Origin of the sequence: Streptomyces sp. NBC_00091, assembly GCF_026343185.1 — a bacterium.
Lineage (GTDB): Bacteria > Actinomycetota > Actinomycetes > Streptomycetales > Streptomycetaceae > Streptomyces.
Genome location: NZ_JAPEMA010000001.1, coordinates 3,735,586 through 3,749,143 on the forward strand (window position 1 = coordinate 3,735,586; position 13,558 = coordinate 3,749,143).

At 74.0% G+C, this 13,558-nt stretch carries 9 protein-coding genes, 2 tRNA genes and 1 pseudogene; 9 read left to right on the forward strand and 3 right to left on the reverse strand.

Annotated elements, in window-relative coordinates; translation table 11 throughout:
• The first annotated feature begins 59 nt into the window (after window positions 1-59).
• Entirely contained in the window at window positions 60-662 is a 603-nt protein-coding gene (locus OOK34_RS17235; protein WP_267034754.1) for a hypothetical protein, read from the forward strand.
• A complete protein-coding gene (locus OOK34_RS17240) occupies window positions 659-1,327 on the forward strand; it encodes a class F sortase (RefSeq protein ID WP_267034755.1) in 669 nt (222 codons plus the stop codon). Before OOK34_RS17235 ends, OOK34_RS17240 begins: the two co-directional genes overlap by 4 nt.
• 92 nt (window positions 1,328-1,419) lie before the next feature.
• Here OOK34_RS17240 and OOK34_RS17245 read toward each other — a convergent pair.
• Window positions 1,420-1,493, reverse strand: a tRNA-Lys gene (locus OOK34_RS17245).
• Between the two features lie 227 nt (window positions 1,494-1,720).
• Here OOK34_RS17245 and OOK34_RS17250 point away from each other — a divergent pair.
• From OOK34_RS17250 to OOK34_RS17270, 5 genes and pseudogenes are all read left to right on the forward strand, one after another.
• Window positions 1,721-3,121 (forward strand): peptidoglycan-binding protein, encoded by a 1,401-nt coding sequence (locus tag OOK34_RS17250; RefSeq protein ID WP_267036784.1) that lies wholly within the window; start codon window positions 1,721-1,723, stop codon window positions 3,119-3,121.
• Window positions 3,122-3,132: 11 nt separating this feature from the next.
• Window positions 3,133-5,412 carry an SPFH domain-containing protein gene (locus OOK34_RS17255; RefSeq protein WP_267034756.1) on the forward strand — a complete coding sequence of 760 codons (2,280 nt, stop codon included), beginning with the start codon at window positions 3,133-3,135 and terminating at the stop codon, window positions 5,410-5,412.
• Between the two features lie 234 nt (window positions 5,413-5,646).
• Window positions 5,647-6,273, forward strand: coding sequence for a lytic polysaccharide monooxygenase (locus OOK34_RS17260; protein ID WP_267036785.1), 627 nt, complete (start codon window positions 5,647-5,649; stop codon window positions 6,271-6,273).
• 267 nt (window positions 6,274-6,540) lie between these two features.
• Window positions 6,541-7,086: pseudogene (locus OOK34_RS17265) on the forward strand (acyl-CoA synthetase); the annotation flags it as partial.
• Window positions 7,087-7,162: 76 nt separating this feature from the next.
• Window positions 7,163-7,236: transfer RNA gene (locus OOK34_RS17270), tRNA-Lys, on the forward strand.
• 96 nt (window positions 7,237-7,332) lie between these two features.
• On the opposite strand, the gene OOK34_RS17275 is transcribed toward OOK34_RS17270, so the two are convergent.
• Window positions 7,333-8,091, reverse strand: coding sequence for an IclR family transcriptional regulator (locus OOK34_RS17275; RefSeq protein WP_267034757.1), 759 nt, complete (start codon window positions 8,089-8,091; stop codon window positions 7,333-7,335).
• Window positions 8,092-8,354: 263 nt separating this feature from the next.
• On the opposite strand from OOK34_RS17275, the gene OOK34_RS17280 reads away from it, so the two are divergent.
• Complete coding sequence (locus OOK34_RS17280) at window positions 8,355-9,566, forward strand: LLM class flavin-dependent oxidoreductase (protein WP_267036786.1); 1,212 nt, start codon at window positions 8,355-8,357, stop codon at window positions 9,564-9,566.
• Window positions 9,567-9,840: 274 nt separating this feature from the next.
• Complete coding sequence (locus OOK34_RS17285) at window positions 9,841-11,547, forward strand: glycosyl hydrolase family 18 protein (RefSeq protein ID WP_267034758.1); 1,707 nt, start codon at window positions 9,841-9,843, stop codon at window positions 11,545-11,547.
• A 91-nt stretch (window positions 11,548-11,638) separates the two neighbouring features.
• Here OOK34_RS17285 and OOK34_RS17290 read toward each other — a convergent pair whose 3' ends face one another.
• The gene (locus tag OOK34_RS17290) at window positions 11,639-13,336 is read right to left on the reverse strand and encodes a bifunctional diguanylate cyclase/phosphodiesterase (protein ID WP_267036787.1); all 1,698 of its coding nucleotides are present in this window, start codon (window positions 13,334-13,336) and stop codon (window positions 11,639-11,641) included.
• Window positions 13,337-13,558: the final 222 nt, after the last annotated feature.

The window sequence follows — 13,558 nt, forward strand, 5'->3', positions numbered from 1 at the left end:
GCCGCTCCGGATGCGGAGCGGCGCGCCGCGCGTGAATCTCCTTGTTGAGGAGGTTCACCATGCGCTGCTCTCTGATCGCTCTCCGTGTCGCCGGGGTGGCCGTCGCCCTGACGGCCGCCACCATCGTGACCGCCCCCGCAGCCCTCGCGAACGAGTGGGACCGCGGCGGCGTCTCGGCGGACCCGAACCCGGCCGAACCGGGGGAGCGGGTCAAGATCCGCGTCCGGGGCTGCGACGGCGACCGGGGGGTGGCCCTTTCCCCCGTCTTCGTGTCGGAGGCCCGGCTGTCCCCGGGCCGCGGCGAGGGCCGGACCCTCTGGGGCGAGGCCACCGTCCGCTCGCACGCCGACCGGGGCTGGCACGAGATCCGGATCAAGTGCGAGGGCGCTGACGGCCTGCGCGGCTCGGTCGAGATCCGCCACCGCGACCACCACCGACCCGACCCGCACCGATCCCCGGTCTGGCCGGTCCACGCGGGCGGCGGTGCGATGTCCGCCGAGATCGCCGAGTCCACCCGGCTGGCGGCGGCCGCGAAGAAGAACCACTCCGGCGACGGCCCCGGGCTGCCGCACACCGTGATCGGCGCCGTCCTCGCCGCCGCGGCCACCCTGGCGGTCGCCGGCCGGGCCATCACCCTGCGCCGCCGCCGCAACGGCGGATGAGCGAGGCCAGGGCCTCCGCCGGCGGCCGGCTGCTGACCTTCGCCGCCTGGACGGTGCTGGTGCTGGGCCTGTGGCTGTGGGGCAAGGAGATCACCGGGGTCCCGCCCGGTCCGTCCGCCGGGCAGGCCGGCGGGCAGCCGGGGCCGGCCCTCCCGGCCGCGCGGGCCCCGCTGTCCGGGGCGATGCCCGCGCGGGTCGACGTACCGTCCCTGGGCGTACGGGCGCCGGTGATCGCCCGCGGCCTGGACGCCCAGGGGGCGATCGACCCGCCGCCCTACGCGCTCCCGGGCACGGTGGGTTGGTGGGGCGCGGGCCCGGCGCCCGGTGCGGCGGGGGCCGCGCTGATGGTGGGGCACGTGGACACGAGGTCCAAGCCGGCCGTCTTCTTCGGCCTGAGCACGCTCAAGCCGGGGCAGAAGATCCGCGTGGCGCGGGCCGACGGCACGGTCGCCGAGTTCACCGTCGAGGACGTACGGGTCTACGAGCGCGCGGGCTTCGACCCGCACAAGGCGTACGGGCCCCGGGTCGAGGGGCGCGCCGAACTGCGGCTGGTGACCTGCGGCGGGAACTACGACAAGGCGGCCGGGGAGTACTCGGCGAACGTGGTGGTCTCCGCGTACCTGACGGGCGCGGGAGCCAAGCCGAGCGGGGCGGCGGCGGTCTAGGCCGTCCGGGTGGCCTGGGTAGCTCGGGTAGCCCGTGGGAGGAACGAAGAAGCCCCCCGCAGCTTTCGCTGTGGGGGGCTTCTTCCTGTCTGTGCGCCGCCAGGGACTCGAACCCCGGACCCGCTGATTAAGAGTCAGCTGCTCTAACCAACTGAGCTAGCGGCGCTTGGTGACAGGGAAAACTCTACCCCACCTCCAGAGGTGCTCGTGACCAGCCGCGCCCGCGTTGTCCGATTAACCCATGTTTAGGGGGTTTGTCGTGCACGATATGTCTGGTCGAGCCGAATCTGATGCCCCGACAGATGCGTGCCCGGCCGACCAGTGGACGAGCAGGGGAGTGGACGGAACCGCATGACGATGCAGCCTCCGGTGCATGTGCAGATGCCGACGCCGATGACGATGCCGGTCTTCGAGGAGTACGAGCCCGCCGGCGACTGCGTGTGCCTCGGGTGCGCGCAGCGGCGCCGCACCCTCGCGCGCGGGCGGGCCATAACGCTGCGCGACGGGGGACACCCGGCCGCGCGCGGAGCCCGCCGGGCGCTGGTGCTGGCGACCGCGGCCGGGGTGGTCCTGGGCGGCGGCGGGTCGGCCGCGCTGGCCGCGGCCAAGCCGGCCCCCGGCCCCGGACCGGTGGCCCTGGACGACAGGGACGGCAAGAACGACAGGGACGGCCGGGACGGCCGCGACGCCCCGGGCAGCCCGCAGGGCGGCCGGGCCCCGCTGCACGGACGCCCGGCCCCCGGGCCGCGCCCGCCGTCCTCCCCTGCGGGGCGGCCGGGCGCGCCGCCCGCCGTGAAGGCCGTCGACCGGGCCACGATCATCAACCGGGCGAAGCTCTGGCTGGACGCCAAGGTCCCCTACAGCATGTCCGAGTACTGGTCGGACGGCTACCGGCAGGACTGCTCGGGATACGTCTCCATGGCCTGGAACCTTGGTACGAACGAGTGGACCGGCAGCCTCGACACCTTCGCCACGAAGATCACGAAGGAGGAGCTGCTCCCGGGGGACATGCTGCTCTTCCACAACCCGGCGGACCCCAACAACGGCTCGCACGTCGTCATCTTCGGCGGCTGGGTCGACGAGACGCGCACGCACTACGTCGCGTACGAGCAGACCCGCCCGACGACGCGGAAGCAGGCTACGCCGTACGGGTACTGGAAGAACTCGGACAAGTACCTCCCCTACCGGTACAACGGCGTGACCAGCGGGATCCTCCCGGAGGAGCCGGTACCCGGCGCCCCGCCGGCGGGCACGGCCGTCTTCCCCGGGGCGGCCAAGTTCGGCCCGGGCGCGGACAACGAGTACGTCAGCGAGCTCGGCAAGATGCTGGTCGGGCGCGGCGGCCTGCGGTTCTACCCCAAGGGGCCGAGCACGAAGTGGAGCGACGCCGACCAGCAGGCCACGCAGGCCTTCCAGCAGGCGCAGGGCTGGACGGGCGCCGACGCCGACGGCATCCCGGGCGAGCACACCTGGCGGTTGCTGGTCCAGCGGCAGGGCAAGGACATCCCGCCGACGGGACGGACGACACCGCCGGGCCGGCCGGGTCCCGCCGGAGCCCCCGCCTACCCGGGGCCGGGGGTCTTCCGCCCGGGGCAGTCCCATCCGGCCGTCACCGCCCTCGGCCGCCAGCTGGCGAAGAAGGGCTTCGGCAAGTACTACACGTCCGGCCCGGGCCCCCGCTGGAGCGAGGCCGACCGCCGCAACGTCGAGGCCTTCCAGCGCGCCCAGGGCTGGCGCGGCGCCTCGGCCAACGGCTACCCGGGCCCGGAAACCTGGCGCCGGCTGTTCGCATGACGGAGGCAACGATGTACCCCACCCACACCACGTCCACCACGGGCACCTTCCGGATCCCCGAACTGCCCGCCACCCCTGCCACCCCTGCTCCCGCCGCCCGCCCGATGGGAACCACCGCCTTCACATCGGGCCCCGTCGCCCCGCCCCCGCCGGCCCCTGCGCCGGTCGCGGCGCCCCGGGCGGCGGAGCCGGTACGCGGGACCGTGCCCGGGCCCGCTCCGGCGGCCTGGGCGCAGGCCCCTGCGGACCGGGCACATGCCCCGGCGCCGGTCGAGGCGTCCCGGGCTCCGGCCCCGGCGTGGGCGGCCGCACCGGAGCCGGGCGTCCGGGCCCGGACCGCCGAGCCGGTGGGTCCGGAGCCGGCGGTGCGGGCCCCGCACCCCGCCGCCCCCGCCCCGGAGCGGGTGGCCCGGCCGGCCGGCGCCACGCGGTTCGCGTCGGGATTCGCCGCGGTGTCCCGGGCGGCTGCCCCGGCACCCGTCGCGGTGTCCCGGGCGGCGGAACCCGCCCCGGCCTGGGCGGCCGCCCCCACCCCGGCGGCGCGGGCCGCGCACCCGGTCGAGCCGGAGCCCGTGGCCCGCGCGGCCGGGGGTACGCCGTTCGCCCCGGCACCGCGCGCCGCCGAGCCGGCCCCGGCCGAAGTGCCCCGCACCCCGCACCCCGCCGACCCCGTGCACGCCCACCCCGCCGACGCGGTCATGGCCCAGGCCGTCCGGCCCGATCAGCCCGCCCCGGCGCGGGCCGGACACCCGGCCCCGGCGCGGTTCGCCCTCCCCGAGCCCGCCCCGGAGCCGCCCGCCCACCCCGCCGACGCGGTCATGGCCCAGGCCGTCCGGCCCGACCCCGCCCCGGTGCCAGCCGCGCACCCCGCCGACGCGGCCCCCGCGCGGTTCGCTCTCCCCGACCCCGCCCCCGCGAGGGCCCCGCACCCCGCCGACGCGGGGCCGGTGCCCGCCCACCCCGCCGACGCGGCCCCCGCGCGGTTCGCCCTGCCCGAGCCCGCCCCCGCGCGGGCCCCGCGCCCCTTCGGCTCCGAGCCGCCCGCGCGGGGTGACGTACCGGCGGCCCGGACGCAGGCCGAGCCCGGCATCCCGCACCCCACCCCCGAGCCCCCGCAAGGGCCCCCGCAAGCACCCCCGCAGGGGTCCGGCGTGCCCGGTCCCGGCGCGGCCGAGATCGCCGCCCGGGCCGTCGCGCGCGGGATGCACCCCGAGGACGCCGACACCCGGGGCCTCCCGCACTCCGGGCCGCCGGCGCGCGGTACGGCGGTCACGGAGGTCCCGGTACACCTCCCGTTCCGCCCCCAGCCCCGGCCGCAACCGCCGCTCCGGCCGCGCCCGGAGCCCCCCGCCCGCCCCGCGCGGAAGGCGCCCGCCGGCCGCCGCGTCCCCCGGGGCGACGACCGCCTCCGGGAGCACCGCGGCCCCGTGCTGCCCGGCTGGATCGCGGTGGCCGTCGGCGCTCTCGCCCTGCTCGGCTGCGCGGCCGTGCTGTGGCGCGCCGGGGTCGTCCCCGCCACCGTGGTCGCCGCCTTCGGGGCGCCCCCCCGCGCCTACCAGGGGCTGCGCGCCACGCACTGGCCCCCGCTGGCCTTCCTCGGCATCGTCACCCTCCTCGCCCTCGGCGGCCTCGGCCGGGCCAAGGCGGGCCACGCCTGGGTGCTCACCCTCTTCGGCCGCTACCGCGGCACGGTCCGCCGTACCGGCCTGACCTGGATCAGCCCCCTCCTGCTGCGCCAGCGGGTCGACGTACGGCTGCGGCACTGGCGCAGCGAGCCGATGTCCGCCGTGGACTCGGGCGGCCTCGCCCTCCAGGTGGTCGTCCAAGTCGTCTGGCAGGTCAAGGACACGGCCAGGGCCACCCTCGCCGTCGAGGACCACACCGACTACCTCGCCGAGCAGGTCGAGTCGGCCATGGCCCGGGTGCTGTCCCAGCTCCCCGCCGACGCCTTCCACGAGGACGCCCCGACCCTGCGCGACGCCGAGGCCGTCGGCGACGCGCTGACCCGGATGCTGGCGGCCGAGACCGAGGCGGTCGGGATCGAGGTGTTCTCGGCCCAGCCCACCCGGATCGAGTACGCCCCGGAGGTCGCGGAGGCCATGCGCCGCCGCCGGGTCGCCGCGATCGACGCCAAGCACCGGGACACGGTGCTGACCTCGGTGGTCGACGCCGTGGACGACACCGTCCACCGGCTGACCTCGCGCGGGATCGTGGAGCTCGACGACTACGAGCGCAAGGCCCTGGTGAAGGACCTCACCGTCGCCTTCTACACCGGGCGGTCCGACCAGTAACAGCGTCCCCCCAGACTCCGTCCGGGGGGACCCCCAGGGGATTCCGCGGGCGAACGGGTGGCCGGTAATGACCGGACCACCCGTTCCCTCATTGGTATAGACATGGCCAACTCCCGTCAATACTGTGGGACTTGGTCTAGACCTACCACCGACTGCCACAGTCGATCCCCACGCGTGCGCACGCTCTCGTCAGACTCCCCCCCACGTCCAAGGAGCATCATGCGTCCCTTCCGCATGCCCGCGAGGCCCTCGTGGTCGTCGCGGCCCGCCGCGCGGGCCGGCGCCGCCGCGACCCTCGGTCTCGGCCTCCTCGCCGGTGTCACCCTGCTCGGCGCCCCCAACGCCAGCGGCCACGGCTACACCGACACCCCCATCAGCCGGCAGAAGCTCTGCGCCAACAAGACGGTCTCCGACTGCGGCCCCATCCAGTGGGAGCCGCAGAGCGTCGAGGGCTACAAGGGCTTCCCGGCGGCCGGTCCCGCCGACGGGAAGATATGCGCCGGCGGGCACAGCGAGTTCGCCCAGCTCGACGACCCGCGCGGCGGCGCCTGGCCCGCGACCCGGGTGACCTCCGGCCAGAGCTTCGACTTCCGCTGGCAGTTCACCGCCAACCACTCCACCACCGACTTCAAGTACTACGTCACCAAGGACGGCTGGGACCCCACCAAGCCCCTCACCCGGGCCTCCCTCGACCCCCAGCCCTTCCTCGTCGTCCCCTACAACGGCGGCCGCCCCGACATGACCACCATCCACCGCGGCTCCATGCCGGGCGGCAAGGCCGGACGGCACATGATCCTGGCCGTCTGGACCGTCAACGACACCCCGATGGCCTTCTACGCCTGCTCCGACGTTCAATTCTGACGTAACGCCAGCTAGCCTCCGGCGGCATGCGGACCACGACAGGACCCGGCGCCGGCGAGACCGTCGCGGAGCTCATCGCGCGCCAATGGGGCGACCACCGGCCCGGCCTGCAGTACCGGGCGGACGGGGCGGTCGGGGCGGGCGGGGCCGACGCGGCCGACAGCGTCCGCCCCACCGTCCTCAGCCGCCACCGGACCGCCCAGGAGGCCGCCGCCCGCGCCGCGCTCCTCGCCGACCTGCTGCCGCCGGGGGCGGAGCCGCACGTGGGGGTGCTGGCGCAATCCCGACGCCGAGGCGGCCCGCACCCGCGAAGGCTGGTACTGGACCGGCGACCTCTTCTTCCGGGACCCCGAGGGCTTCCTCTGCTTCGCCGGACGCAGCGACGACCGGCTGCGGGTGGACAGCGAGAACCTGGCCGCCGCGGTGATCGAGAACATCCTGGCCCGCTGGGAGGCGGCGGCCGCCGTCGCCGTGTACGCGGTCCCGGACGAGGTCGCGGGGGACCAGGTGATGGCCGCCCTGGCCCTGCGCGAGGGCGCCGCCTTCGACCCGGAGGCCTTCGCCGCCTTCCTCGCCGCGCAGCCGGACCTGGGTACGAAGATGGCCCCGCCCTACGTCCGGATCCTCGGCGCCATGCCCGTCACGGCGACGAACAAGGTCCACCGGGTCGCCCTGCGCCGGGCCGGCTTCCTCGGGCCCGGCCCGGTCTGGCACCGGGCCGCCGACGGCTACCGCCCGCTCGGCGTGCAGGGCCTGGCCGCGCTGCTGTCGGCGTACGAGGCCCAGGGCCGCCGGGAGCTCCTGGAGCGCTGACGGGCCCGCCCGGCAGCCCCCGGGGTAATGGTTTGGAGCACCCCTCGGGACCAGGTAGTATTTTCTCTGTCAGCAGGCGCCGCTAGCTCAGTTGGTTAGAGCAGCTGACTCTTAATCAGCGGGTCCGGGGTTCGAGTCCCTGGCGGCGCACCTGTCCTTCGGGCGGTTTCCGGTTCACCGGGAACCGCCCGAAGTGTTTTCCGGGCCTGGTTTTCCGGGCCTGCCCGCACCGCCCCGGGCGCGTCCTCAGAGGGTGAGCGACAGCAGCAGCGGCGCGGCCTTGCGGTTCAGGGCGTCGGCCGCGGCGCGCAGCCGGTGGGCGTGCTCGACCGGCATGGACAGGGCCAGACAGCCCACCGCGGCGCCGGCCGTGATCGGGACCGCCGCGCAGACCGTGCCGACCGCGTACTCCTGGAGGTCCAGCACGGGCACGGTGGCCGGCTGGGAGTCCAGCTTGGAGAAGAGGATCCGCTCGTTCACGATCGTCTTCGAGGTGAGCCGGGCGATCTTGTGCCGGGACAGGTGGTCGCGCCGCCCGTTCTGGTCGAGCTGCGTCAGCAGGCACTTGCCGACCGCGCTGGCGTGCGCCGCCGAGCGGAAGTCGACCCACTCGTGGACCTTCGGGGTGCGCGGGCTGTCCGCGAACTGGGTGATGCGGACCTCGCCGTCGACGTAGCGGCTGATGTACACGGCCGCGCCGACCGAGTCCCGCAGCCTGTCGAGGGTGTCCTGGAGCTTCTCCTGGAGGGCCTGCTGCCGGTCCATGCCCGAGCCGAGCAGGACGAGGGAGTCTCCTATGGCGTAGGCGCCGTCGGAGACCTGGAGGACGTATCCCTCGCGTCGCAGCATGAGGAGCATCGGGGCGAGATGGACCGCGGGCAGGCCGGTCTCACGCGCGATCTGCACGTCGGTCACACCACCGGTGTGCCGCGAGATCGTTTCGAGTACGCGCAGGGCGTACTGCACCGAGTGGAACGGCGCGGTCGGCTCGGGCTTCAGCGCCACGGTTTCCCCCTACCAGGTTGTTACCGCTTGCTCTACCACGATAGCCATCAAGAGGCCCACGTGGAGCGTGTGTTGAGGAGATTGATGGCTTAATCAAGTCCCCCCGCCTGGACCTACTCGCCTGGCATATGCCATGGGCATGCGCATGACCCCTTCTGCCGGGAATGCCCGGGGAGCGCATCCCGTTCGAGTTCTTCGTACGGACGCCGTACGAGGTGTACGGGGCGCCGCGGGCGCAGGGGCCGGACGGGACGGGAGCGACGATGAGCAACACCGGGGACGCGGGCCGACGCGCGGGCGGAACGGCCGAAGGGGCGCATCCGGCGGCCGGCCGGGCCCCGGACCGGACGGCGGACCGGACGGCGGACCGGACGGCGGATCACGCTCCGGATCGGGCCCCGGACCCGATCCGCGGGACCGTCCGCGGCGAGGCGCCGGTGCCGCTGTCGGTGCTCGACCTGGTCACCGTCGGCAGCGGCTCCACCGCCCACGCCTCGCTGCGCACCAGCGTGGAGATATCCCGGCTGGCGGAGTCCCGCGGCTACCACCGCCACTGGGTCGCCGAGCACCACTCCATGCCCGGGGTCGCCAGCTCCTCCCCGGCCGTGATCCTGGCCCACCTCGCCGCCCACACCTCCCGGATCCGCCTCGGCTCCGGCGGGGTCATGCTGCCCAACCACGCCCCGCTGGCCGTGGCCGAGCAGTTCGGCACCCTGGAGGCCCTCGCCCCCGGCCGGGTCGACCTCGGGCTCGGCCGGGCGCCGGGCACCGACCCCCGTACGGCGGCGGCGCTGCGCGGGCCGGGGCGACTGGACGAGGCGGCGGACGAGTTCCCCCGGCGGCTCGCGGAGCTGACCCGATTCCTCGACGACGACTTCCCCGACGGGCACCCGTACGCCCGCGTGCACGCCGTCCCCGGCCCGGTGCAGGGGCCCGCCGGGCGCCCGCCCGTCTGGCTGCTGGGCTCCTCCGGCTTCAGCGCCCGCCTCGCGGGGGAGCTGGGCCTGCCCTTCGCGTACGCCCACCACTTCTCCGCGGCCGGCACCCTGCCCGCCCTCGAGCTCTACCGCGAGAGCTTCCGCCCCTCGGCGGTGCTGGACGCCCCCTACGCCGTCATCGGGGTCTCGGCGCTCGCCGCCGACACCGCGGGGGAGGCCCGCGCGCAGGTGCTCACCGGCGCGCTGTCGATGCTCCGGCTGCGCAGCGGCCGGCCCGGGCTGGTCCCGACGCCGGAGGAGGCGGCCGCGTACGCCTTCTCGCCGCTGGAGCGGGAGTTCGTGGACGGCTGGCTCGCGAACGTGGTCCACGGCACCCCCGACGAGGTCCGCTCCGGGCTCGACGCGCTGGTGCGGCGGACGGGCGCGGACGAGCTGATGCTGACCGCCAACGCCCACGGCGGAGCCGCCCGGCTGCGCTCGTACGGGCTCGTCGCAGATGCGTACAGGATGCCGACAGCGCCCTCGACGGAGGCCTGAGCGCGGCCGGACGCGGAAGCACGCAGACGAACACAGTTTGGCTGGTTCGTTGCCGAAAGCTTGCCGGAGCATGGCCTAAGACATCCTTAAACCGCTCGTCACCCGGGGTGGCGGGCGGTTTTTGATGTGCCCTCAGGTCTCTGACGAGCACGTTTGGCCGTTCAGTGGTCTAGTCCTTCTTTGGTCCAAACCATTGACTGGGGAGTCGGCCGATCGCTATCACTTCTCTCACCTACTGCTGATGCTCTTCCCTCCCACCCCCCGGAGGCAGTTCATGCACATCCGTAAACCCATCATCGCGGCCGCCGCCACGGCCGCGCTGGCCGCCGGAGCGCTGGCCGCCTTCGCGGGACTCGGCACCGCACAGGCCGCCGACGCCTCCGCCACCGCGAGCACCGCGGGCAGCGGCGGCGTGCGGATCGCCTATTACGACCAGTGGAGCGTCTACGGCAACGCCTTCTACCCCAAGCACCTCGATACCCGGGGCATAGCGGGCAAGCTGGACGTCATCAACTACTCGTTCGGCAATATCCACCCCACCAACCTCACCTGTTTCGAGGCGAACAAGGCGGCGGGTGACGACAACAACCCCAACGCCGGTGACGGCGCGGGCGATTCGTACGCCGACTACCAGAAGTCCTTCGGTGCGGCCGACAGTGTCAGCGGCGTCGCCGACAAGTGGGACCAGCCGATCGTGGGCGTCTTCAACCAGTTCAAGCAGCTGAAGGCCAAGTACCCCCACCTGAAGATCAACATCTCGATCGGCGGCTGGACGTACTCGAAGTACTTCAGCGACGCGGCCAAGACCGACGCCTCCCGCAAGAAGCTGGTCTCCTCCTGCATCGACCAGTACATCAAGGGCAACCTGCCGGTCGAGGGCGGCTTCGGCGGCCCCGGCACGGCGGCCGGGGTCTTCGACGGCATCGACATCGACTGGGAGTACCCGGGCTCGTCCGGCGGCCACCTCGGCAACAAGTACGCACCCGAGGACAAGCAGAACTTCACGCTCCTGCTCAAGGAGTTCCGCGAGCAGCTCGACGCCCACGGCCAGGCCAACGGCGGCAAGAAGTTCATGCTGACCGCGGCCCTCCCGGCCGGCCAGGACAAGATCAAGCACATCGAGACGGACAAGATCGGCGCGTACCTCGACTACGCGAACATCATGACCTACGACATGCACGGCGCCTGGGACGGCGACGGGCCGACGTACCACCAGTCCCCGCTGTACTCCCCGGCCGGCGACCCGACCGACCCGATCGCCCCGGGCACCCAGAAGTACAGCATCGACAACGCCATCGACTCCTGGATCGACGGCAACCCGGCCTACGGCATCACCGGCGGTTTCCCCGCCGGCAAGCTGACCCTGGGCTACGAGTTCTACTACCGCGGCTGGAAGGGCGTCCCCGCCGGGGCGGACAACGGCCTCGCGCAGCCCGCCACCGGCGCCTCCGGTGCCCGGCCCACCAGCCAGCAGGCCGGCATCGCCAACTACAAGGAACTCGGCGGGATCGTCGACAACCCGGCGACCACCTACTGGGACGACCAGGCCAAGGCCTCGTACTTCTACAAGGACGGCGAGTTCTTCACCGGCCTGAACCAGAAGTCGGTCCAGGCCCGCGTGGACTACGGCAAGCAGCGCGGCCTGGCCGGCGCGATGATGTACTCCCTGCTCGGCCTGGACGACAACACCACCCTGCTGAACCAGATCTCGGACGCCCTCGGCGGCACCACGCAGCCGCCGACCACCCCGCCCACGACGCCTCCCACCACCCCGCCCACCACGCCGCCGACGACTCCGCCGACGACGCCCCCGACCACCGGCTGCGGCAGCGTCCCGGCCTACGTCGCGGGCACGGTCTACACTGCCGGCAACGAGGTCTCGCACAACGGCCGCAAGTGGAAGGCCCAGTGGTGGACGCAGAACGAGGCGCCCGGCACCACCGGTGAATGGGGTGTCTGGAAGGACCTCGGCGCCTGCTGATCTCCCCCCACCCCGCGCCGAGCGCCGGCCGCCCCGCCCCCTTCTCCCGGGGGCGGGGCGGTTCCGGTCGTCCGGTACGTGCCCTCAGGCCTCAGGCCTCCGGCGGCCCGGAGGCGAACCGGGCCCCGGGGGCGGGCGCGATCATCTCCGCGATCCGCTCCGGGGCCACCGCGCGGGAGTACAGCCAGCCCTGCCCGGTGTCGCAGCCGACGCGCCGCAGCCGGGCCGCCTGGCCGGCGGTCTCCACGCACTCGGCGGTGACGGTCAGGCCCAGCCGGTGCGCGAGCTGGACCAGGGCCTCCACGATGGTCTCGTCGGCCGGGTTCGGGTGGGTGCCCTCCTCGTAGCGGAAGCCCCGCACGAAGGATCCGTCCAGCTTCAGCACGGACACCGGGAGCCGGCTCAGGTAGGCCAGGTTCGAGTACCCGGTGCCGAAGTCGTCGATGGCGATCCGCACGCCCATGTCGCTGAGCGCCTGGAGGGCCTGGAGGGGCCGGCCCGCCGAGCCCATGACCGCGGACTCCGTGAGCTCCAGCTGGAGCAGCTGCGGGGCCAGCCCGGTCTCGGCGAGGATCTCCGCCACGTCCCCCACCAGGTCCGAGTCCCACACCTGGCGCACCGCCACGTTCACGGAGACGAACACCGGCGAGTCGCTGGGCTGTTCGATCTGCCAGCGCCGCGCCTGCCGGCATGCCGTCCGCAGCACCCACTGGCCCAGCTGCACGATCGAGCCGTCCTCCTCGGCGATCCCGATGAACCGATTCGGCGTCAGAATGCCGAACTGGGCGTGGTTCCAGCGCACCAGGGCCTCCACCCCGCGCACCACGCCGCTCTCCAGATCGACCAGGGGCTGGTACTCCAGCTCGAATTCGCCCCGCTCCACCGCCGGACGCAGGGTGGAGGAGAGCGCCTGCCGCGTCATCCGGTGCGCGTTGCGCTCGGGGTCGAAGAGGGTCCAGCGGGCCTTGCCGTCCGCCTTCGCCCAGTACAGGGTCGTGTCCGCCGCCTGCATCAGCCCCGTCGCCGAGGTCCCGGCCGTGTCCCGCTCGACCACGCCGATCGACGCGGACACCGACAGCCGCTGCCCGGCCAGGTCGAAGGGCTCCTGTACGGCGGCCAGTACGCTGCGCGCCAGGTCCGCGAGCTGCTCGGTGCCGGTGGAGTCCTCGACCAGCAGCGCGAACTCGTCGCCGCCGAGCCGGGCGACGAGGTGTCCGCCCGAGCGCCCGTAACCGGACTGGTCGGCGCACTGGGTCAGCCGGGCCGCCACGGCGGTCAGCAGCCGGTCGCCGACCCGGTGGCCCAGGGTGTCGTTGACCGCCTTGAACCCGTCGAGGTCCAGGTAGCACAGCCCGATCCGGCCCGTGCCGCCCGTGCCGTACCCGGAGGCCTCCAGGGCCGCCGAGAGCCGCTCGAAGAACAGCGCCCGGTTGGGCAGCCGGGTCACCGGGTCGTGCATCTGGAGGTGCCGCAGCCGGGCCTGGAGGTCGCGCCGGTCGCTGATGTCGGCCACCGACAGCAGGACGTCCTGGGTGCCGGGTACGGGCCCGAGGGTGACCTCGGTCCACAGCGAATGCCCGTCGGGATGTTTGAGGCGGCGCGTACAGCGCAGCCGGGCCTGCCGTCCGCGCAGCACCTCCTGGTAGGCCTGCCAGGTCCGGGCCTCCGCCGCCAGGTCCACCAGGTCGGCGGCGCACTGCCCGGCGAGGGCGTGCGGTTCCGCGCCCAGCAGGGCGGCCAGCGCCCGGTTGGCGGCGATCACCTCGCCGCCCCGGCCGACGACGGCCATGGCGAGGTGGGCCGCGTCGAAGGCGGCACGGTAGTCGCGCGGTTCGGGCACGGCAGGCACTGCCGGGTGACGCTCCGTAAGGGCCGATCGGATGCTGTCGGCCGCCGAACCGGTCTCCTCTGGGGTTCCGCTCACCGCTGGCTCCCGCAGTGTTCGTGAGTGTCCGTGAGTGTCCGTGCAGGAAAGTGTGCCGATCATAGAGGCTGCCGGGAGGCCCTATCC

Excerpts from the sequence above, each read along its gene's own strand:
- OOK34_RS17290 (WP_267036787.1), bottom strand. The coding sequence starts at position 13,336 with ATGGCCGTCGTCGGCCGGGGCGGCGAGGTGATCGCCGCCAACCGGGCG.
- OOK34_RS17285 (WP_267034758.1), top strand. The coding sequence starts at position 9,841 with ATGCACATCCGTAAACCCATCATCGCGGCCGCCGCCACGGCCGCGCTG.
- OOK34_RS17255 (WP_267034756.1), top strand. The coding sequence starts at position 3,133 with ATGTACCCCACCCACACCACGTCCACCACGGGCACCTTCCGGATCCCC.
- OOK34_RS17280 (WP_267036786.1), top strand. The coding sequence starts at position 8,355 with ATGAGCAACACCGGGGACGCGGGCCGACGCGCGGGCGGAACGGCCGAA.
- OOK34_RS17240 (WP_267034755.1), top strand. The coding sequence starts at position 659 with ATGAGCGAGGCCAGGGCCTCCGCCGGCGGCCGGCTGCTGACCTTCGCC.
- OOK34_RS17260 (WP_267036785.1), top strand. The coding sequence starts at position 5,647 with ATGCCCGCGAGGCCCTCGTGGTCGTCGCGGCCCGCCGCGCGGGCCGGC.
- OOK34_RS17250 (WP_267036784.1), top strand. The coding sequence starts at position 1,721 with ATGACGATGCCGGTCTTCGAGGAGTACGAGCCCGCCGGCGACTGCGTG.
- OOK34_RS17235 (WP_267034754.1), top strand. The coding sequence starts at position 60 with ATGCGCTGCTCTCTGATCGCTCTCCGTGTCGCCGGGGTGGCCGTCGCC.